Origin of the sequence: Actinocrispum sp. NPDC049592 (genome assembly GCF_040675465.1) — a bacterium.
GTDB lineage: Bacteria > Actinomycetota > Actinomycetes > Mycobacteriales > Pseudonocardiaceae > Kibdelosporangium.
In genome coordinates, this window is the sequence record NZ_JBFAPA010000021.1 from 166,791 (window position 1) to 185,671 (window position 18,881).

At 68.2% G+C, this 18,881-nt stretch carries 21 protein-coding genes; 6 read left to right on the plus strand and 15 right to left on the minus strand.

The features are described from left to right. Window positions 1-397 precede the first annotated feature (397 nt). Entirely contained in the window at window positions 398-1,393 is a 996-nt protein-coding gene (locus tag AB0J95_RS41050; RefSeq protein WP_364770503.1) for an SDR family NAD(P)-dependent oxidoreductase, read from the minus strand. A 179-nt stretch (window positions 1,394-1,572) separates the two neighbouring features. Between AB0J95_RS41050 and AB0J95_RS41055 the strand changes: the two genes are divergently transcribed. Next, window positions 1,573-3,042 (plus strand): Dyp-type peroxidase, encoded by a 1,470-nt coding sequence (locus tag AB0J95_RS41055; protein WP_364770504.1) that lies wholly within the window; start codon window positions 1,573-1,575, stop codon window positions 3,040-3,042. Between the two features lie 27 nt (window positions 3,043-3,069). On the opposite strand, the gene AB0J95_RS41060 is transcribed toward AB0J95_RS41055, so the two are convergent. The 3 genes from AB0J95_RS41060 to dapE are packed head-to-tail and all read right to left on the minus strand — an operon-like array spanning window position 3,070 to window position 5,500. Continuing rightward, the gene (locus AB0J95_RS41060) at window positions 3,070-3,612 is read right to left on the minus strand and encodes a TIGR00730 family Rossman fold protein (RefSeq protein ID WP_364770505.1); all 543 of its coding nucleotides are present in this window, start codon (window positions 3,610-3,612) and stop codon (window positions 3,070-3,072) included. Between the two features lie 31 nt (window positions 3,613-3,643). Continuing rightward, complete coding sequence (locus AB0J95_RS41065; protein ID WP_364770506.1) at window positions 3,644-4,405, minus strand: TIGR00730 family Rossman fold protein; 762 nt, start codon at window positions 4,403-4,405, stop codon at window positions 3,644-3,646. 39 nt (window positions 4,406-4,444) lie between these two features. Then, on the minus strand, window positions 4,445-5,500 hold the full coding sequence (gene dapE, locus AB0J95_RS41070; RefSeq protein WP_364770703.1) for a succinyl-diaminopimelate desuccinylase: 1,056 nt from the start codon (window positions 5,498-5,500) through the stop codon (window positions 4,445-4,447). Window positions 5,501-5,562: 62 nt separating this feature from the next. Between dapE and AB0J95_RS41075 the strand changes: the two genes are divergently transcribed. The 4 genes from AB0J95_RS41075 to AB0J95_RS41090 are packed head-to-tail and all read left to right on the plus strand — an operon-like array spanning window position 5,563 to window position 8,192. Next, window positions 5,563-5,814 carry a DUF6364 family protein gene (locus AB0J95_RS41075; protein ID WP_364770508.1) on the plus strand — a complete coding sequence of 84 codons (252 nt, stop codon included), beginning with the start codon at window positions 5,563-5,565 and terminating at the stop codon, window positions 5,812-5,814. Next, a complete protein-coding gene (locus tag AB0J95_RS41080) occupies window positions 5,811-6,239 on the plus strand; it encodes a PIN domain-containing protein (protein ID WP_364770510.1) in 429 nt (142 codons plus the stop codon). The genes AB0J95_RS41075 and AB0J95_RS41080 overlap by 4 nt, the downstream gene beginning before the upstream one ends. A gap of 24 nt (window positions 6,240-6,263) precedes the next feature. Next, window positions 6,264-7,244 carry a 2,3,4,5-tetrahydropyridine-2,6-dicarboxylate N-succinyltransferase gene (dapD, locus tag AB0J95_RS41085; RefSeq protein WP_364770512.1) on the plus strand — a complete coding sequence of 327 codons (981 nt, stop codon included), beginning with the start codon at window positions 6,264-6,266 and terminating at the stop codon, window positions 7,242-7,244. A 39-nt stretch (window positions 7,245-7,283) separates the two neighbouring features. Then, entirely contained in the window at window positions 7,284-8,192 is a 909-nt protein-coding gene (locus AB0J95_RS41090) for a CHAD domain-containing protein (protein WP_364770514.1), read from the plus strand. Here the strand turns inward: AB0J95_RS41090 and dapC are convergent. After that, window positions 8,172-9,248, minus strand: coding sequence for a succinyldiaminopimelate transaminase (dapC, locus tag AB0J95_RS41095; protein WP_364770516.1), 1,077 nt, complete (start codon window positions 9,246-9,248; stop codon window positions 8,172-8,174). The two genes, AB0J95_RS41090 and dapC, sit on opposite strands and share 21 nt — an antisense overlap. Further along, window positions 9,245-9,571 (minus strand): ferredoxin, encoded by a 327-nt coding sequence (gene fdxA, locus AB0J95_RS41100; RefSeq protein ID WP_364770517.1) that lies wholly within the window; start codon window positions 9,569-9,571, stop codon window positions 9,245-9,247. Before fdxA ends, dapC begins: the two co-directional genes overlap by 4 nt. Before the next feature lie 199 nt (window positions 9,572-9,770). Here fdxA and AB0J95_RS41105 point away from each other — a divergent pair, with 199 nt between their 5' ends. Beyond that, complete coding sequence (locus tag AB0J95_RS41105) at window positions 9,771-10,445, plus strand: GNAT family N-acetyltransferase (protein WP_364770519.1); 675 nt, start codon at window positions 9,771-9,773, stop codon at window positions 10,443-10,445. Here the strand turns inward: AB0J95_RS41105 and AB0J95_RS41110 are convergent. The 9 genes from AB0J95_RS41110 to AB0J95_RS41150 form a co-directional block, all read right to left on the minus strand. Further along, complete coding sequence (locus AB0J95_RS41110; RefSeq protein ID WP_364770521.1) at window positions 10,424-11,206, minus strand: hypothetical protein; 783 nt, start codon at window positions 11,204-11,206, stop codon at window positions 10,424-10,426. The two genes, AB0J95_RS41105 and AB0J95_RS41110, sit on opposite strands and share 22 nt — an antisense overlap. Further along, the gene (locus tag AB0J95_RS41115; protein WP_364770523.1) at window positions 11,199-11,936 is read right to left on the minus strand and encodes an MBL fold metallo-hydrolase; all 738 of its coding nucleotides are present in this window, start codon (window positions 11,934-11,936) and stop codon (window positions 11,199-11,201) included. Before AB0J95_RS41115 ends, AB0J95_RS41110 begins: the two co-directional genes overlap by 8 nt. Before the next feature lie 945 nt (window positions 11,937-12,881). After that, complete coding sequence (locus tag AB0J95_RS41120) at window positions 12,882-13,289, minus strand: hypothetical protein (protein WP_364770525.1); 408 nt, start codon at window positions 13,287-13,289, stop codon at window positions 12,882-12,884. Next, a complete protein-coding gene (gene mshB, locus AB0J95_RS41125) occupies window positions 13,289-14,122 on the minus strand; it encodes an N-acetyl-1-D-myo-inositol-2-amino-2-deoxy-alpha-D-glucopyranoside deacetylase (protein WP_364770527.1) in 834 nt (277 codons plus the stop codon). Before mshB ends, AB0J95_RS41120 begins: the two co-directional genes overlap by 1 nt. 15 nt (window positions 14,123-14,137) lie before the next feature. Continuing rightward, window positions 14,138-14,539, minus strand: a complete 402-nt coding sequence (locus AB0J95_RS41130; RefSeq protein WP_364770529.1) for a hypothetical protein — start codon at window positions 14,537-14,539, stop codon at window positions 14,138-14,140. A 101-nt stretch (window positions 14,540-14,640) separates the two neighbouring features. After that, window positions 14,641-15,675 carry an oligopeptide/dipeptide ABC transporter ATP-binding protein gene (locus AB0J95_RS41135; protein WP_364770530.1) on the minus strand — a complete coding sequence of 345 codons (1,035 nt, stop codon included), beginning with the start codon at window positions 15,673-15,675 and terminating at the stop codon, window positions 14,641-14,643. Further along, on the minus strand, window positions 15,672-16,856 hold the full coding sequence (locus AB0J95_RS41140) for an ABC transporter ATP-binding protein (protein ID WP_364770532.1): 1,185 nt from the start codon (window positions 16,854-16,856) through the stop codon (window positions 15,672-15,674). Before AB0J95_RS41140 ends, AB0J95_RS41135 begins: the two co-directional genes overlap by 4 nt. Beyond that, window positions 16,853-17,806, minus strand: coding sequence for an ABC transporter permease (locus AB0J95_RS41145; protein ID WP_364770534.1), 954 nt, complete (start codon window positions 17,804-17,806; stop codon window positions 16,853-16,855). Before AB0J95_RS41145 ends, AB0J95_RS41140 begins: the two co-directional genes overlap by 4 nt. Beyond that, complete coding sequence (locus tag AB0J95_RS41150; protein WP_364770536.1) at window positions 17,799-18,797, minus strand: ABC transporter permease; 999 nt, start codon at window positions 18,795-18,797, stop codon at window positions 17,799-17,801. Before AB0J95_RS41150 ends, AB0J95_RS41145 begins: the two co-directional genes overlap by 8 nt. Window positions 18,798-18,881: the final 84 nt, after the last annotated feature.

The window sequence follows — 18,881 nt, forward strand, 5'->3', positions numbered from 1 at the left end:
AGCGAGTTATCCACATGTGACGCCGGTCACGTCCGATACTCGCCAGTACAGCGCTCTGTAAGCAAGGAACGCAGCGAGCGCGCAACACACCCACCCCAACACCCACCCACCCGGCCCCAACTCCACTCACCCACCGAGCCGCGCCTCGCCCCACTGCCGACCACGCCACGGACCCGCGGGAAACACTCCAACGGAACGTGAGTCACCGCGGGCCCAGGGGTCTGCCCGGACATCAGGATCGTGATCAGGTCAGCGATCTCGTGGGGCCTCTCGGGCCTGGTGGCCACGCGGGTCGAGGCAGTACCCGACGAGAGTCGGCGGGGGACCCGGCGGACACGCAGGCGGACCCGGAGTCGACAGGCGTGTGGTCAGCGGAGTTGGAATCGAAGGGGCTGGGCTACCAGGGGATGGGGTGGCCGTCGCGGTAGAAGCCGCCGGTCGGGCCGTCGTCGGGGAGGTTGACCGCCCACAGGACGCTGGCGGCACCCTCCCGCACCGGACGCCCACCAGGCCCACCCATGTCCGTGGCCACCCACCCCGGGCACACCGAGTTGACCAGAATCCCGCGAAGCTCCTTGGCCCACATTACCGTGAGGGCGTTCAGGGACACTTTCGACACGTTGTAGGCCGGCGCCCAGGGACCCATGCTCGCCAGGGATCCCGCCTCGCTGGAAACGTTGACGATCCGCGGGTGCTCGCTGCGGCGGAGCAGGGGCAACACCGCCTGGGTCACCTGCCAGGCGCCAAGAACGTTGGTCTCAAAGGCTTCCCGCACCACGTCGAGATCCGCGCCGCTCGCGGACTGCCAGGTGTCGTAGTGGATCGCGGCGTTGTTCACCAGGATGTCGAGGCGGCCGAAGCGCGATTCGAGGGTCCGCGCCAACGCCTCCGCGTGGGCGGGGTTGGCCACGTCGAGTTCGATGGGGTGAACCTCACCCTGCGGAGGGCCTACAGAACCTCGGAAATCGGTGGCGCCGCCGTCGGGTTGGGCCGCACCGCCTCTGGTCGCGGCACCGTGCGGTCGCGCCGCCTCACCCCAAGTCGCGCCGCCTTCGACGTGGGTTGCCTCACCCCACATCGCGCCGCCCTCAACGTGGGTTGCCTCGCCCCAAGTCGCGGCGCCCTCGATATGGGGCGCCTCACCCCAGGTCGCGCCGCCCTCAACGTGGGTTGCCTCACCCCGGATCGCGCCACCCCCAAGTTGCGGCGCGCCGGGCGATCGCGCCGCGTCACCCCGGGGCGCGGCGGCGGTGAGGTGGGCTGCGGCGGTTTGGCCTTTGGTGAGGTCGCGGGATCCGAGGAGGACCGTGTCTCCTGCGGCGGCCAGCTGGCGCACGATCTCCAGGCCGATCCCTCGGTTGGCGCCGGTGACGACTGCGATTCGGCTGCTCATATGGCGAATCTAGCGCGGTGGCGGCCTTGTGCCTTTGAGTAGACATCGCTGGGGCCAACTGGACTATTCTTTGCTCGAACGAGCGAATCGCCTTGACGGTGCGCCGGGTTTTCGGCTCACTGGAAGTAAGGGGGACGACCACAAGGGGATTCGTCCACCCACCATCAGGGGGATTTACCATGACTGATGTTCCCGCGGACGCGGCTGCCCAGAAGTTGCCACTCCGCACCTCCACCGAGATCCAGGGCGATATTCTTGCCGGTTTCCGCAAGGACCACGAGAACGTGGTCCTCCTCCGTTTCCCGGACGACGCGGTATCCGTGCGGAAATGGCTCGCCAAACTCATTCCGCAGCTGGCCACCACGCTTCAGGTCGCCGCATTCAACACCGAGTTCAGCACCGCCCGGCACAATCTCGCCGGGACCGACCCCATCGGCCTGAAAGCCACTTGGGTGAACCTGAGTCTCACTTATCCCGGGCTCAAGTTCCTGATGGGCTCCGAACCTTTCCCCGACCAGACCATTCCCACCGTCGAGGCGTTCGTGCAGGGTGGTTTTGCGCGTGCCGCGATCAACGGTGATGAGGGCGACAGCGCGCCGGAGCGGTGGCTGTTCGGCAAGCCCGACCAGCCGGTGCACGCCGTGCTCACGGTCGCATCCGACTCCCCGCAGCTGCTGGAGGTCCGGGCCGCCGAGCTGCGGGTCGCGGCCGCCCGCGCGGGTCTCACGGTGGTGTTCGAGCAGGTGGGGGCCACTCTTCCGGGGGAACGCAGCGGTCACGAGCACTTCGGGTTCAAGGACGGCATCAGCCAGCCGGGGGTCGATGGCTTCGACCGGCCCGACCCGCAGCACCCCGAGCAGGTCGCGGGCAAGCCGGGCACGCGGATCATCCCAGCGGGTGACTTCGTGCTGGGTTTCCCCCGTAAGGCGGGCGACCCGCTGCCGCTGCCGGAGTGGACGAAGAACGGCTCGTTCCAGGTCGTCCGGCGCCTCGCGCAGGACGTTCCGGCTTGGTGGGCGCAGGTCGAGGCCGCCCGCAAGAAGCTGGAACAGGAGCAGGTCGCGCTGCCGCCGGACTCCGGCGCGGAGTGGGTCGCCGCGCGGGCGGTGGGCCGCTGGCGGTCCGGCGCGTCGGTCGCGCACAACCCGAACGCCGAGCCGCCGGTCAAGCCGGGCGCGCCCGACGACAACCTGATCAGCTACGCCGACGACCCCGACGGCCACACCACGCCGGTTTTCGCGCACATCCGGAAAACCAACCCGCGCGACCATTTCGAACCCGGTCATGTGGTGGCCGACACGCGCCGGATCATGCGCCGAGGAATTCCGTACGGCGAACCATTCGACCCCGCCAGCGGCGCCGGACATGGTCCGGATGCCGACCGCGGCCTGGTTTTCATCGCCTATATGTCCGACCTCGCCGGCCAGTTCGAGTTCCTGCAGCAGGCGTGGATCAACAACGTCGGCTTCCCACCCGGAAAAGACGCCGGAACCGACCCGGTGATCGGTAAGGACAGCGACGTCACGCTCAAACTCGACAGCAAGCCGGAAGGCACCAGGCTCCATTTCGCCCAATTCGTGCGAACGGAGGGAACGATCTATGCCTTCGCACCGTCGATCAGCACATTGCGCACGCTCGCGGGAGCCTGATCGCGATTGGTGAACAACGCCCTCGTGTCAACGCACGAGGGCGTCAACAAGTTCCGCCGCATCGGTGCCGACCCGCACGAAATCACGGGACTCCGCCTTGAGGAACCCCTCGGTGACCATGTGGTCCACCATCTGCACCAGCGGCTGGTAGAAGCCGTCGACGTCGAGCAGGCCGATGGGCTTGCCGTGGATGCCCAGATGCGCCCACGTCCACGCCTCGAACAGCTCCTCCAGCGTGCCGATCCCGCCGGGCAGCACCAGGAACGCGTCCGACAGCGCGGCCATCTTCGCCTTGCGCTCGTGCATGTTCGCCACGACGTGCAGCTCGGTGACGTCCGAGTGCGCGATCTCCCGGTCGAACAGACCGTCCGGGATCACGCCCACGACGTCACCGCCGGCCCGCATGGCCGCGTCGGCGACCACACCCATGGTCCCGACCCGGCCACCGCCGTACACCACGGTGATCCCACGCTCGGCGAGCAGCCGCCCCACCTCGGCGGCCACCTCCGCGTACCGCTCGCCCCGGCCGTTGGTCGAACCACAGAACACGCACACCGCGAGATCGCTCACCCCAGCATGATCCCATCGGGTGTCGAGCGGTTTAGTGGACTTCCTCCCATGCCCGGTAGGCGTCCTCGACGACGTGCACGGCCTCGTCGATGTCGTCGGTCACGTGCACCAGCGCGAGGTCCTTCTCGCCGACCTTGCCGCTCTTGAACACCACGTCCTGCAGCCAGCTGTGCAGCCCGCCCCAGTACTCGGTGCCGAACAGCACGATCGGGAACTTGGTGACCTTCTTGGTCTGCACCAGGGTGAGCGCCTCGAACAGCTCGTCCAGGGTGCCGAACCCGCCGGGCAGGCAGATGAACGCCTGCGCGTACTTGATGAACATCGTCTTGCGGACGAAGAAGTACCGGAAGTTCACGCCCAGGTCGACCCACGGGTTGAGGCCCTGCTCGAAGGGCAGCTCGATGCCGAGGCCGATGGACAGCCCGCCGGCCTCGGAGCAGCCGCGGTTGACCGCCTCCATGGTGCCCGGGCCGCCGCCGGTGATCGCCGCGAAACCGGCCTCGGCCAGCGCGGCGCCGATCTTGCGGCCCAGCTCGTACTCGGGGTGTTCGCGCGGGGTGCGGGCGGAGCCGAACACCGTCACCGCGCGGGGCACCTCCGCCAGGGCGCCGAAGCCCTCCACGAACTCGGCCTGGATGCGCATGACCCGCCACGGGTCGGTGTGCACCCACGCGGACGGGCCGCGGGAGTCCAGGAGGCGCTGGTCTGTTGTGGTCGGTTCGTCACTGCGCGCCCTGCGCAGGGTCACCGGGCCCCGTTGCTTTTCCTTGGGGCGATCCTCGTTTATCGTCATCGTCTTGATTCTAGGCCCGCCGGTCCGTCCATCCGGTGACTAGCTCAAGAATTGCACGAGTACACGAGCGCACTCACTGATCTGGCGGACATCCACGTGCTCCTGTTGGGTGTGCGCCAATGTCGGGTCGCCGGGTCCGAAGTTCACCGCGGGCATGCCCAGCGCGGCGAACCGGGCCACATCCGTCCAGCCGAGTTTGGCGACGGGTTCACCGCCCGCCGCTTGGACCAGTTCCTTCGCGGCCGGCGCCTGCAACCCGGGCAGCGCGCCCGCGGCGAGGTCGGTGACCCGCAGGTCGAAGCCGTCGAACACCTCCCGTAGGTGCCGCTCGGCGTCCCCCGGCGAACGGTCCGGCGCGAACCGGTGGTTGATGGTGAGCACGGCCTCGTCGGGCACCACATTCCCGGCCACCCCGCCGCTGATCTTCACCGCCTGCAGACCCTCGCGATACACACAGCCATCGATATCGACAATGCGCGGCTCGTATTCGTCCAGCCGCCGCAACGCGGCCGCCATCGCATGAATCGCGTTCACGCCCATCCATGCCCGCGCCGTATGCGCGCGCTTGCCCGAGGTACGGATCTCCACCCGAATAGTTCCCTGGCACCCGGCCTCAATGACCCCATTCGACGGTTCACAGACAACTGCCAGGTCGCCGGTCAGCCATTCGGGCAGGTCCCGCTCGATCCGGCCGAGACCGTTGCGCGCGGCCTCGATCTCCTCGCAGTCGTAGAACACGAAGGTCAGGTCGTGCCGGGGCTCGGTGACCGTGGCGGCGAGGTGCAGCATGACCGCGTCCCCGCCCTTCATGTCGACCGTGCCGCAGCCGTGCAGGATGTCGCCCTCGCGGCGGGACGGCAGGTTGTCGTTGATGGGGACGGTGTCCAGGTGCCCGGCGAGGATCACGCGCTGTGCGCGGCCCAGGTTCGTGCGCGCCAGAACCGTGTTGCCCGACCTGGTGACCTCCAGGTGGCCAAGTTTCGCCAGCGCCCGCTCGACGGCGTCGGCCAGCTCCTGCTCCGTCTCGGACACACTGGGAATGTCCACCAGCACTCGCGTCAGCTCGACAGGATCCCCACCCAGCTCCAGCTCCACAGTCACACCCGCAACGCTACGGCACGTGCGTTTCACGTGGTCCACGCGCTAACCTGTGGCCCATGAAGCGGAACATCACGATCCAGCTGGATGAAGAGGTCATCCAGGAGGCCAAGGTGCTCGCCGCGAAGAAGGGCACCTCGGTCAGCGGCTTGGTGACGCAAAGTATCGTTTCGATGACGGAAGCCGCACGGCGTTACGAAGACGCCCGGCAACGCGCGTTGGCCGCACTGCCCGCGCACCGCGACTCTTCAGCTGGGGAGCCCAGCGCACGCACCTGGACCAGGGAAGATCTCTACGACCGATGGAAATGACCGACGACTTGGTGTTCGTCGACACGAATGTCCTTGTCCATGCCTACGACGAGACCGACGCAGTCCGCGGGCCGGTGGCCGAGCGGATCATCCGGGAGCTGTGGCGGTCTGACCGCGGCGTGCTGAGCACTCAAGTCCTGCAGGAGTTCTATTCGGTTGCCACCAAGAAGATCAAGAAGCCGCTGAGCCACCGCGAGGCACGGCAGCTCATGGCCGACTACAGCGAATGGTGCGTCATGCACACCGACGCCCAGTTGCTCGTGTCGGCCAGCGCGCTGGCCGAAAAACACCAGATCTCCTGGTGGGACTCGCTGATCATCGAGGCCGCGTTGCGTTCCGGCGCCACGACGCTGCTGTCCGAGGATCTCCAGGACGGCCGTGCGTTCGGGACGCTGACCATCAGCAACCCGTTCGTGGGCCTGTGAACTGGCGTTGGTTACCGTTGCTGTGTGAGTGAGCAGAGTCTTGAGGTGGGGGGCGCGTTCGGCGTCGGCCTCGCCACGGTGACGGTCGACGGAACGGTCCTGGACACGTGGTTCCCGAAGCCAAAACTCGGTGAGGCGCCCGCGCCCGGGACGCAGCGGCTGTCCGAGCAGGAGGCGGCCGAGGAGCTGGGCGCCGGGATCTCGGCGCTGCTCGGGCCGGACGACGACCGGGGGGTGGAGGTCATCGCGGTCCGGACGGGGATCACGTCGCTGGCCGACCCGCCGAACGACGCGTACGAGGTCTACCTGCGCCTGCACCTGCTCTCCTACCGGCTGGTCACGCCGAACACGGTGAGCCTGGACGGGATCTTCGGCCTGTTGTCCAACGTTGTGTGGACCAACCACGGCCCGTGCCAGGTCGAGGGGTTCTCGGAGACGCGGCTGCGGCTGCGTGCCCGTGGCGCGGTGACCGTGCACGGGATCGACAAGTTCCCCCGGATGGTGGACTACGTCGTGCCTACGGGTGTTCGCATCGCCGACGCCGACCGGGTACGGCTCGGCGCGCACCTGGCGAGCGGGACGACGGTCATGCACGAGGGCTTCGTCAACTACAACGCCGGGACGCTGGGCTCCTCGATGGTGGAGGGCCGGATCTCCCAAGGGGTTGTGGTCGGCGACGGGTCCGACATCGGTGGCGGATCGTCAGTGATGGGCACACTTTCGGGTGGTGGCAAGGAAACGATCACCATCGGCGAGCGATGCCTGCTCGGCGCCAACGCGGGGATCGGCATCTCCCTCGGCGACGACTGCGTCGTCGAGGCGGGCCTGTACGTCACCGCGGGCACCAAAGTGTCCCTTCCGGACGGTCGGCTGGTGAAGGCGAAGGACCTCAGCGGTTCCAACGGACTGCTGTTCCGCCGCAACTCGAGCACCGGCGCGGTCGAGGTGGTGCCCCGCAAGGGAACCGGGATTGACCTGAACGCCGCATTGCACGCCAACGATTGATCCCCTGCGCACACTTTCCGTTCACCTACCATTCATGGGGTGACCACCTTCCTCACCCCTGTCGAGCTCGGCCTCGGGCCGGAACCGACCACCGCACGACGCAAGGACCCGCCCGCTGTACACGTGCGCGCGCGGCTGGACTCCCAGCTGCGCGCGCTCTTGGCGTACGAGGCGGGTACCCGGTCCGGAGTGGATCCTGAGGACCTGCACCAGATGCGGGTCACCGTCCGCCGCCTGCGGGCCGCGGTCGCCGCGGAGGGCGGGGCCCTCGGCGAGGCCGCCGCGCACCTGCAGGCCGAGCTCAAGTGGCTGGGCAACATGCTCGGCCCGGTCCGCGACATCGACGTCCAACTGGAACGCCTGCGCGCCGAGGCCGCCGCGTTCGAGGACGACGAACGCGCCGCGGTGGAGCGGCTGCTGGCCGGTCTGGTCGCCGAGCGCCGCGCGGCCCGCCGCCGGATGCTCGCCGCGTTGCGCACCAAGCGCTACACCGCGCTGCTGGTGTCCATTGCGGACGCCGCCAACTCCACCCCCGCGGCCAACGGCCAGGCCAAGAAGGCTTCCGCCGTCGTCGACGTGATCAACCGGCCCTACCGCAAGCTGCGCAAGGCCGTCCGTGCCCTGAGTGAGGACCCGCCGGACGACGACCTGCACGCGCTGCGGATCAAGGGCAAACGCTTGCGCTACGCCGCCGAGCTCGTCGGGCAGCCAGCGAAGGATCTGATCAAGGCCACTAAGGGGTTCCAGGAGGTGCTCGGCGAGCACCAGGACGCCGCCGTCGCCGAGGACACGATCCGCCGGCTGATGGGCGGCCACGAGGACCCCGAGGTGATCTTCGTGGCCGGTCGCCTGGTGGAACGCGAACACGCCCGCCGCGTCGCCTACCGCGCCCAGTGGCGGGACAAGTGGGCGGCCGTGGACGAGTTCTCAGAGACGTTCGGCGGCTGACGCGACCCGCTCGTCGGTGGCGGTGAGCGCCACGCGCACGTGCTGGCCGCCGGTGGGGCCGTAGAACGTGCCCGGCGCGACCAGGATGCCCCGTTCGGCCAGCCAGTCCACCGTCTGCCAGGCGTCCTCACCGCGGGTGGACCAGAGGTACAGCCCGGCCTGTGAGTGGTCGATCCGGAACCCAGCGCGCTCCAGCGCGGCCCGCAGGACCGCGCGCCGGGCTCGGTAGCGCTCGCGCTGCACGTCGACGTGGTCGTCGTCGGACAGCGCGGCCGTCATGGCCTCCTGCACGGGGCGGGGCACCATCATCCCGGCGTGTTTGCGGATCTCCAGCAGGGACGCGATCAGCGCGGGATCGCCGGTGACGAACCCCGCCCGGTAGCCGGCCAGGCTGGAGGACTTGGACAGCGAGTGCACCGCGATCAGGCCGGTCAGGTCCCCGCCGCAGACGTCCCGGTCGAGGATCGACAGCGGCTGGGTGTCCCAGGCCAGCGACAGGTAGCACTCGTCGGACACCACGATGGTGCCGCGCTCGCGGGCCCAGTCGACGACCTTGCGCAGGTGCTCGACGGGCAGCACCTTGCCGGTCGGGTTGGACGGCGAGTTCAGCCAGATGATCTTGGGACGGCGGGGACCGACGAGGGTCAGGCCGTCGGCGCGGAGCACCTCCGCGCGGGCCAGCAGCGCGCCGACCTCGTACGTCGGGTACGCCAGCTCGGGGATGACGACGAGGTCGCCGGGGCCGGCGCCGAGCAGCGTCGGCAGCCACGCGACGAGTTCCTTGGAGCCGATCGTGGGCAGCACGGACACCGGGTCGATGCCACCGATGCCGAACCGACGGCCGAGGGCGTCCACGGCGGCCTGGCGCAGCTCAGGCGTGCCGTGGGTGGTGGGGTAGCCGGCCCGGTCGGAGACGGACGCCAGCGCGGCCCTGATCTTGTCCGGCACCGGGTCGACCGGGGTGCCGACGGACAGGTCCACGATGCCGTCCGGATGGGCCCCGGCCCGGGCCTTCGCCCCGGCCAGGGAGTCCCACGGAAAGTCGGGCAGGCTCAATGCTCGTGTTCCACGGGCGGGAGGTCCTTGATCCACTGCGGGTCGGCCGCGACCTTGCCCACCTTGGAGGCGCCGCCGGGCGAGCCGAGCTCGTCGAAGAAGTCGACGTTCGCCTTGGTGTATTCCTTCCACTGGTCGGGGACGTCGTCCTCGTAGTAGATGGCCTCCACCGGGCACACCGGCTCGCAGGCACCGCAGTCGACGCACTCGTCAGGGTGGATGTAGAGCATCCGGTCACCCTCGTAGATACAGTCGACCGGGCACTCTTCGATGCACGCCTTGTCGAGCAAGTCGACGCAGGGCTCGGCGATGACGTAGGTCACGGTGCTCTGCTCCTTCTCCCAGCAGGTGTTCACGCGCCGTTCGGGAAGCGCGTTGCCGTCAGTATCCCCCGTCGCCGCTGTCGGCGGAGACCCGGTGCCACAGCGTGACCCGGATCTCAGTGAGGGCCTCTGAACAATGGGGCACGTGGAACCCATTGTTCGACTAGAACGCGACTGCGCCTCGGTCTGGCCTGCTCAGGTGGACATACCGCTGGGTGGGTGGCGGATGCGGGCGGCGGGCGGCTTCACCGGGCGCGCCAACAGCACGCTGACCTTGGGAAACCCTGGGATGCCGATCGCGGATGCGCTGGTCAGGACGGTCGAGTTCGCTCACGCGCACGGCATTGGGCCGTGCGCGCACGTGGTCGTGGGCTCGCCCGCGGAGGCGGGTATCGAAGCAGCCGGTTGGCACGTCGACGAGACCCATCCGGGCGGCGCGGAGTCCCTGGTGATGACCGGCCCGCTGAGCCCAGGAGAATTCCCCGGCGCCGTGGTCAACGCCACACCTTCGTCCGAATGGTGGGAACTCACCGCCGGTTCGACGACCCCCAGTGACGCTCAGCGACACGTGCTCAGTTCGTACCCCTGCGTTGGCTACGGCGTCGTGTCGTACGACGAGGCTGTCGTGGGTGCCGTGCGTGGCGCGGTCATCGGGGACTTGCTGCATGTCTCGCGACTTGCCGTGCGCCCGTCGCACCGACGGCTCGGTCTCGCCGGTGGGTTGTTGCGTGTGCTGTACGCGTGGGCTGTGGCGCGTGGGGCTCAACGGCAGGCACTACAGGTTGCTACAGGCAATACAGCTGCCATCGAGCTGTACAAGCGCCTAGGGTGCGCCGAGCACCACAGGTATCGCTACTGGGTGCCAGCAGCGTGACGGACCAGCCATTTGTTGCCCGCCTTGGCCGCGCGCTTGAGCGCTGAGCGTTCGCCTAGGTAGTCGCCCGCCATCCCGACGACCGGCAGCATGCCCAAAGCCTTGTGGTAGAAGCGTCCTTGCGGGCGTTTGCCGAGTTCGTCGGAGATGGCCATCAGCATCCGGCCCTGCCGCCACAGGATCTTCGCGGCCGCCTTGAGCCCGAACTTCTTGCCCTTGGGCGGTTCCTCGACCTCACCGACCGTGGCATCGGCCGCGAGCTGCTGCACCGTCTCCTCGTCGGCGGCGTCATCCCCCTTGCCCCGCGCCACTTCCGGGGCGATGTCCCGTTCGAACAACACACTCGCGAGCAGCCGCACTCGCGTGCCCCGGTCGTCCACCCCGTGCTCGGAAGCGATGGCGCACAACAACAATCCCTGCCCGGCCGACCCGAGCATGTCCTGCAGCGGGAACCGGTCCCCGATCGCGCCCGCGAGCCCGGTGAACGACGCGACGAGAGCCGTCAGCCGCCCGACGCGGCTGACCCACCAGTCCGACCGGTCGTCGGGGTTCATCCTGGCCCACGCGTCCGAGCCCGGGAACTTCACCTGCGCCAGCTGGTCCTTGACCTTGTCGAGCAGGCTCCGGTCCACTTCGGCCTCGTCGGCGTCGATCTCGACGGGCTCCCCGTCCTCCCGCAACCGCTGCACCATCGGCGCACAGCCCCGCACAAACACGCGGAGCACAGCCGCCACCCGCTCATCGGAGATCGCCTCAGCCACGGCTGGGAGGGTACCCGCCCAGTTCGACGGTTATGCCCTCGTTCGCCGCGATCACCTCACCGCCGAACGTGGTCCGCGCGTCGGCAACCGCCTGGTCGCGGTCCGAGCCGGGCCAGAAGTGGGTGAGCATCAACCGTTTCGCCCCGGCTTTCGCGGCGGCCTCCCCGGCCTGGGTCGCGGTCATCAGGAACTCCTGGGGCTCGGTGACCGTGGCCTCGACGATGAACAGATCCGCTTGGCGCCCCAGCTCTTCGAGGGCTGCACAGGGCCCGGTGTCACCGGTGAACGCAAGCGTGTGGTCCTTTGTGGACATCCGGATGCCCGCGTTGGGAACGTGGTGCGGCAGCGGCATTCCCGTGAGCCGGAACGGACCCACGCTGTACTCGCCGGGCAGGTCGTGGATGTCGAAGGCTTGGTCCAGCGGCGGACTGGGCTCCACGACACTGAGCCGCCGCACCACACCCGGGGTGCAGAACAACGGGATCTTGGGCGCCTTCGCGTAGTACCGGGCGCGGAACACCGCGTTGAGATCCACGCAGTGATCGGGATGCTCATGCGTTATGACCACCGCACCAAGCCCCTCGGCCCCGCACACCTCGAACAACCGCGACGCCACCCCAAACCCAAGATCCAACGCGACCCGGAACCCCTCATGCTCCACCAAGAACCCGCTACACGCCCGCCCACCCTCCGGCCACGCCCCACAACTCCCCAGCACCGTCACCCTCATACCCCCAGCATGGCCCATCCCGGGCCGACGCGGCGGTTTGCGTGAGCCTTGCCTCCGGCCCCCGAAATCGACACTATCGGCAGGCACCGACAGGATCGGAGCGGCAAGATCGAATTGGCGGCAGTTGTCCACAGGTGTCGTGGTTGTCCACAGATCCGCGTTGAGCACGGAGTCGGCTCAGAGTTGCTCGGTAGGCTGGATTCCGGGGGCCGGAGGCGTCCGGGTGATCCGCGATCTTCAGCCCGGACCGGATCGAGTGCCTACTCAGCGGAGCGAGGACAGGCACCGTTCGATCCGCGTGCTACATGAGAGCGGGCATGGTTCGGGCGCTGAGCCTGAGCGCGAGTTCGTGGCGATGCTGCGGCATGGTGGGCAACCAGTTCAGGTGACACGCAGACACTGCGGCCTCGGACCGGGACAACCCAAAGCGACTCGAGATGCCAAACGCACGCTCGCGGCGGGTGCTGAGGCATGGTCAGGAACCAGTTCGGGGATGACACGCAGACTTGGTGGAACTCGGACCCGGACGAAACCAAATCGATTCGGGGTGCAGAACGCGGGCGCGGACTCGCAGCGGTGTTGAGACACAGGCATAACGAGGCCCCAAGCGGATAGGAACGGGAACATCGGCATGGACGAAAGCCCGTGTCGAAGCGCAGCGGGCCGCGTCAACGCGCAGCAGACGGCATCGACGTACAGCGGGCCATGTCGACGTGGAGCAGGCACAGAGCGCGGTTCGGTTTTACATGGGTGGCGAGGGTCCTGAGCTTTCCAGCGCGGCAGGTCCCAACTCGGCCTTGACCGACCGTGAGCACTAGGCGTAGCCCCACTATGGACCGCCGCAGGGCCATCGACGGGACCCATGTCAAACCGAACCGCGCCCCAGCCACAGGAGCCACCCTGTCCACCCACAAGGCCGACCAGGTCCAAAAACCGGGTGTCCACTCAGGACGAAGACTTCCCAGCGGCGGCCCGAGCAGCCCGCCCCAAAACGCCACCCAAAGCCACGGCCCCCGACAAGGCCCCACCGCCCAAAAGCAGCAGCGCCCGCCAGTCAGGAACCAGCACGATATCCCCACCCGGCCCGGGAAAAGCCGACACCAGCACGAACACCAGCCACACGCCCAACGGCGCCCCGGCAACCAGCAGCCGTGGCGAGAGCCGCCCCGCCCGACCCACCAACCAAGGCATGGTCACCAACGCCACGGCCACGGTGATCGGCAGCGGAAACCCGTCCCAGTTGGGCAGGAACGTCCCGTCGAACCGCAGCGGCAGGTACAGCACCTCCAGGATCGCCAGCACCAGGCTCAGCACCACCAACCCGGCGAGGTGCACCAGGGTCCGCACGCTCATCAGAGGCCGCCGAACAGGTCCGTGGACGCGTCGGTGCCGTCGCCGCGGGCGAGGATGTAGTACTCACTGTCCACAATGGGCTGGGCTATGCCGTTGGACAGGGCGTAGCAGGACCAGCCGGAGTCGTCCTGCCACACAGAGATCTGGGTTTGGTGGGCACGCAGGGCCCGGAGTTTGGCGTCGAGATGGTCCGCGATGTTGACGACGCAGGTGATCTTGGCGTCGTCCGTTACGGGGAGTTCGCCCGGGTAGGGCAGGCGGTAGGGCAGGTCTTGTACTGCCGACAGCTCCTGGACTCCGGCGTCGGTGGCCTTTTTGGACGTCACGACGTGGAAAACCCGTTGGGATGTGCACGCTGCCATGGTGATGTCGTGTGCGCGGATGTGGTCTGGGTGGCCGTAGCCGCCGTCGGGGCCATAGGTGACCACGACGTCGGGCTGCACCGCGTCGAGGATCTCCCGGAGCTGGGCGACCTGCACCTCCAGCGCGCCCTGGATGAACGCGCGGGGGTGCGCGTTCGACGCGACGCCGACCATCCCCGAGTCCCGCCACCGGCCGATCCCGCCCAGGTAGCGGTGGTCCACCACGCCGAGGGCCGCGCAGGCGTTGCGCAGCTCCGCGTTGCGGTACCCACCCAGCTGGTCCGCCTCGGCCGCCTCCAGCAGGGCCAGCTCGGGCGGGATGATCTCGCCTTCCTCACCGAGCGTGCAGGTCACCAGCGTGACCTGGGCACCGGTGGCGGCGTACCGGGCGATGGTGCCGCCGGTCCACAGACTTTCGTCGTCCGGGTGGGCATGCACCATGAGCAGCCGGGGTGGAGCAGTCAACGTCACCCCGCAAGCCTAAGGTCACTCGCCAAACGTCAGCGAAAGCCCCATTCCCAGCAGCCACACGTCCTTGGCCAGGGCCATCCCCTGCTCGGTCGGCCGCAGGCCGCCCTTCTCCCGCAGGCCCGGGATGCGCAGGTACAGCCCCAGCAGGCCGGCCGCGAACGCGGTCAGCCCGGCGCCGGCCACCCGCCCGGGAACGAACGGGACCAGCAAGGCGCTCCCCAGGACAACCTCGGCTGTGGACAACAGGGCGGCGAACCGGGCGGGCTCCATGCGAGCCATCGCCGGGTACGCGGTGGACGCCATCTGCTGCAGGTGCTTGGCGGACAGTTCGTCCGCCTGGCGTTTGGACAGCCCCGAGTTGAGGATGTAGGCGCCCGCGGTCAGGCGCAACGGCAGTTGCCGCAGGAAGGCTGGCATGACGGACCTCCGGGTACGAGGGACACGAGCCCTCGGAGTACCCGCGAGAACGCCGATCTCACCCGGAACGGGACGCCGGTGTCCCGTTCCGGGTGAGCGCCTCAGAGGACCTGGCGTTCCTCGGCGAAGTGGCACGCCGAGACCAGCCCACCCGACCCGTGGGCCACGAGCGGCGGCTCCTCGGTCGCGCAGATGTCCTGCGCCTTCCAGCAGCGGGTGCGGAACCGGCAGCCCGAGGGCGGGTTCACCGGGCTGGGCACGTCGCCGGTCAGCACGATCCGCTGCCGTTCCTTCTCCGCGCGCGGGTCGGGAACGGGCACGGCGGACAGCAACGCCTGCGTGTACGGGTGCGTCGGGCGCGTGTAGATGTCCTCGCGCGGGCCGATCTCGACGATCTTGCCCAGGTACATCACCGCCACCCGGTGCGAGATGTGCCGCACCACGGACAGGTCGTGCGCCACGAACAGGTAGGCGAGGTTGAGCCGTTCCTGCAGTTCCTCCAGCAGGTTCACCACACCGGCCTGCACGGACACGTCCAGCGCGGACACCGGTTCGTCGAGCACCACCATGCGCGGGTTGAGCGCCAGCGCCCGGGCGATGCCGATGCGCTGCCGCTGGCCACCGGAGAACTCGTGGCCGTAGCGGCTGCGGTGCTCCGGGTTGAGCCCGACCAGCTCCAGCAGCTCGTCCACCCGCTGCTGACGAGCTGCGGCGCCACCTTCGAGGCCGTGGATGTTGAACGGCTCGGCGACGATGTCGTTGATCTGCCAGCGCGGGTTCAGCGACGCGTACGGGTCCTGGAACACGATCTGCATGTCCCGCCGGACCCCGCGCAGCTCGCGGCCGCCCAGCGTGGTCAGTTCCCGGCCGTCGAACTTCACCGAACCCGAGGTGGGCTTGTGCAGCTGCAGCACGGCCCGGCCGGTGGTGGACTTGCCGCAGCCGGACTCGCCGACGAGGCCGAGGGTCTCCCCCGCAGCGACCGTGAACGAAACACCGGAGACGGCGTGCACGTAGCCGACGGTGCGCGGGATGATCCCGCCGCCCCGCACCGGGAACTCCTTGACGAGGTCCTTGACCTCCAGCAGCGGCGCGGTCCCGGTCTGCGCCGCGGTGGCCTGTGCCTGGGCGGTCATGAGTTCTCCTCGGCTTGCTCCAGCCGCTTCTCCACATCGGCCAGGTCCTCGACCTGGACGATGTCGGGCAGCTCCTCGACCAGGCCGGCGGGGTTCTCCACCACGCCGATCTCCTCGGTGGCGAACAGCTTGCGCGGATCCTCGATCCCGGCCAGCGTCTGCCACCGGATGCACCTGGCACTGTGGCCCGGTGCTCCCGTGCCGACCAGCTCGGGCTCACCGTCGTGGCACTCGGCCACGGCCAGCGGGCAGCGCGGCGAGAACGAGCAGCCGCTGGGCAGGTTCATCAGCGACGGCGGCGCGCCCTTGATCGGGGTGAGCCGCCTGCCCAGCATCGCCGGGTTCGGGATCGACCCCAGAAGCCCCACCGTGTAAGGCATCCGGGGTGTCTCGAACACCTCGTTGACGCCGCCGGTCTCCACGATCGTGCCGCCGTACATCACCTGCACGCGGTCGACCATGCCGGCCACCACACCGAGGTCGTGCGTGATCATCATGATCGCCGCGTTGGTCTCGTCCCGGATCTCCAGCAGGGTCTCCAGGATCTGCGCCTGCACGGTCACGTCCAGCGCCGTGGTCGGCTCGTCGGCGATGATCAGCTCGGGGTCGTTGATGATCGACATGCCGATCACCGCGCGCTGGCGCATACCGCCCGAGAACTCGTGCGGGAACTGCTTGGCCCGCCGGTCCGGCTGCGGGATACCCACCAGCGCAAGGGTTTCCACCGCCTTGGCCCAGGCCGCCGCCTTGGACACATTGTGGTGCGCCTTGTACGCCTCGGCCAGCTGGTAGCCGACGGTGAACACCGGGTTGAGCGAGGTCATCGGGTCCTGGAAGATCATCGCGATCTTGTTGCCCCGGTAGGCCCGCATCTGCTTGTAGGTCAGGCCGACCAGTTCGTCACCCTGGAAGTTGATCGAACCGGTCACCTTCGCCGTGCGCGGCAGCAGGCCCATCAGCGCCATGGACGACACCGACTTGCCCGAGCCGGACTCGCCGACGATGCCCAGGACCTCGCGCTGTGCCAGGGAGAACGACACGTTGCGCACCGCGTGCACCACGCCGTCCTCGGTCTTGAAGTCAACCGACAGGTCCCGCACGTCCAGCAGGTGCTCGGTGGCGCGATCCGCCTGACCGGCCTTGAGCGCGGTGTCGCCGAAGTCGCCGAAGTCGTCGGTCATGCCCGCACCCTCTTCTGCCGTGGGTCGAACGCGTCCCGCAGGCCGTCGCCGATGAAGTTGACCGACAGCGAGATCAGCACGATGAACAGGAACGGGAAGTAGAACAGCCAGGGGTGCACGATCAGCTCGTTCTGGTTCTCGTTGATCAGCAGGCCCAGCGAGGTGTCGGGGTACTTCACCCCGAGGCCGACGAAGGACAGCGCCGACTCCAGCAGCACAGCCTGGGCCACGCAGATCGTGGCGTTGACGATCACCACGTCCATCGTGTTGGGCAGGATGTGCCGGAAGATCACCCGGGTCGGGCCGCCGCCGAGCGCCTTGGCGGCCTCGACGAACTCCTTCTCCCGCAACGAGAGCACCATGCCGCGCACGGTCCGCGACACCGTCATCCAGTTGGTGAAGCCGAGGATGATGGCGACCTGGAACCAGTTGCTGGCGCCGCCGCCGCGGGCGATCTCCTCGGTGGAGAACGTGCCGCGGGAGAGCACCGCCGCGATCAGGAAGGTCGGGATGACCAGCACGAGGTCGGTCAGCCGGCTGACCGCGCTGTCCACCCAGCCGCGGTAGTAGCCGGCCAGCGAGCCGAGCACGACACCGAGGATCGTGTTGAGAGCGGCCGCGACCATGGCGATCTGCATGGAGAACCCGGTGCCGCGGATGACCTTGGCGAACAGGTCGTCACCGATCTGCCCGGTGCCGAACGGGTGGTCGCCGCTGGGGGCCTTGTAGCGGCCCAGGTTCAGGTCGGCGGCCTGGTACTTCCAGATGGCGCCGCCGACGAAGATGAACAGGATCAGCAGCACGAAGATGATCAGGCCGCCGATCGCGGCCCGGTGCCGGAAGAAGCGGCGAAGGATCACTTGCCACTGCTTGCGCGGCTTGGCGATGTCCAGGCCGGCTGCCGCCGTGGCCGACGGCGCCGCTGTCGTGGTGGTTACTGGGTCAGCCAAGACGGATCCTCGGGTCGAGGTACGCGTACAGGATGTCCGCGATCAGGTTGGAGATGACTACGGCGATCGCGGTCACCATGACCACGCCGAGCACCATGTAGGGCTCTTTCTCGTTGATGCTGCGGATCAGCAGCCTGCCCATGCCGGACCAGTTGAACACCGTCTCGGTGATCACCGCCCCGCCGATGAGCTGGCCGAAGTTGACCGCGAACACGGTGATCACCGGGATCAGGCCGTTGCGGAACGCGTGCCGGAAGATGACCCGGCCGCTGGAAAGGCCCTTCGCCTGCGCCGTGCGCACATAGTCCTGGCCGAGCACGTCGAGCATGGACGCCCGCTGGAAACGGCTGTAGAGCGCGAACTGAATGGCCAGGAGAGACAACGTCGGCAACAGGAACGTGCCGACGTACTGGCCTATCTGATGACCGAAACCACCGCTGAACCCACCTGGTGGTGGTCCGGCGGTGGTAATCCATCTCTCCATACCGAGAGATTGCAGGAAGTCGTTGAAGGGAATTGCCGCGCTTTTGAGCATCAGGCCGATACAGAACACCGGCATGGAGAACAGCACAAAAGCGACACCGGTGGCCGAATAGTCGAAGATCGAGTACTGCCGCACCGCCCCGATCACACCGATCGCCATGCCGATGAGCAGGGCGAGGACCTCGGCGCCGATCACCAGCCGGGCGGTGGTCCACAGGCCGTGGAACACCTCTTCCTTCACATCTTTCGACCCACTGCCGGGAATGACCGATTTACCCCAGTCCCCGGTGACGAACCCGCCCGCCCAGTTCACGTAGCGCTCGAAGAAGGGGTCGTTGTACCCGGTCTGCTGGTAGGCCAGCTCGATCTCCTGGGGCGACCTCGGCTTCTGCAGCTTCCACTCGCCGAGCGGGTCGCCCATGCCCTGAACCAGTCCGAACACGAGGAACGAGCCCACGATGAGCAGCGGGATCGAGATCAGGATCCGCCGCACGATATAACGCAGCACTTCTACTCCTAGAGGACCGCCCCCGGCAGTGTGTGCACCAGGGTAGGCACAATTTCATGCGAGTGGGGGCCGGTGCTCGTGGCA

Excerpts from the sequence above, each read along its gene's own strand:
- AB0J95_RS41050 (WP_364770503.1), bottom strand. The coding sequence starts at position 1,393 with ATGAGCAGCCGAATCGCAGTCGTCACCGGCGCCAACCGAGGGATCGGC.
- AB0J95_RS41055 (WP_364770504.1), top strand. The coding sequence starts at position 1,573 with ATGACTGATGTTCCCGCGGACGCGGCTGCCCAGAAGTTGCCACTCCGC.
- AB0J95_RS41065 (WP_364770506.1), bottom strand. The coding sequence starts at position 4,405 with ATGACGATAAACGAGGATCGCCCCAAGGAAAAGCAACGGGGCCCGGTG.
- AB0J95_RS41075 (WP_364770508.1), top strand. The coding sequence starts at position 5,563 with ATGAAGCGGAACATCACGATCCAGCTGGATGAAGAGGTCATCCAGGAG.
- AB0J95_RS41080 (WP_364770510.1), top strand. The coding sequence starts at position 5,811 with ATGACCGACGACTTGGTGTTCGTCGACACGAATGTCCTTGTCCATGCC.
- AB0J95_RS41115 (WP_364770523.1), bottom strand. The coding sequence starts at position 11,936 with ATGAGGGTGACGGTGCTGGGGAGTTGTGGGGCGTGGCCGGAGGGTGGG.
- AB0J95_RS41120 (WP_364770525.1), bottom strand. The coding sequence starts at position 13,289 with ATGAGCGTGCGGACCCTGGTGCACCTCGCCGGGTTGGTGGTGCTGAGC.
- AB0J95_RS41130 (WP_364770529.1), bottom strand. The coding sequence starts at position 14,539 with ATGCCAGCCTTCCTGCGGCAACTGCCGTTGCGCCTGACCGCGGGCGCC.
- AB0J95_RS41135 (WP_364770530.1), bottom strand. The coding sequence starts at position 15,675 with ATGACCGCCCAGGCACAGGCCACCGCGGCGCAGACCGGGACCGCGCCG.
- AB0J95_RS41140 (WP_364770532.1), bottom strand. The coding sequence starts at position 16,856 with ATGACCGACGACTTCGGCGACTTCGGCGACACCGCGCTCAAGGCCGGT.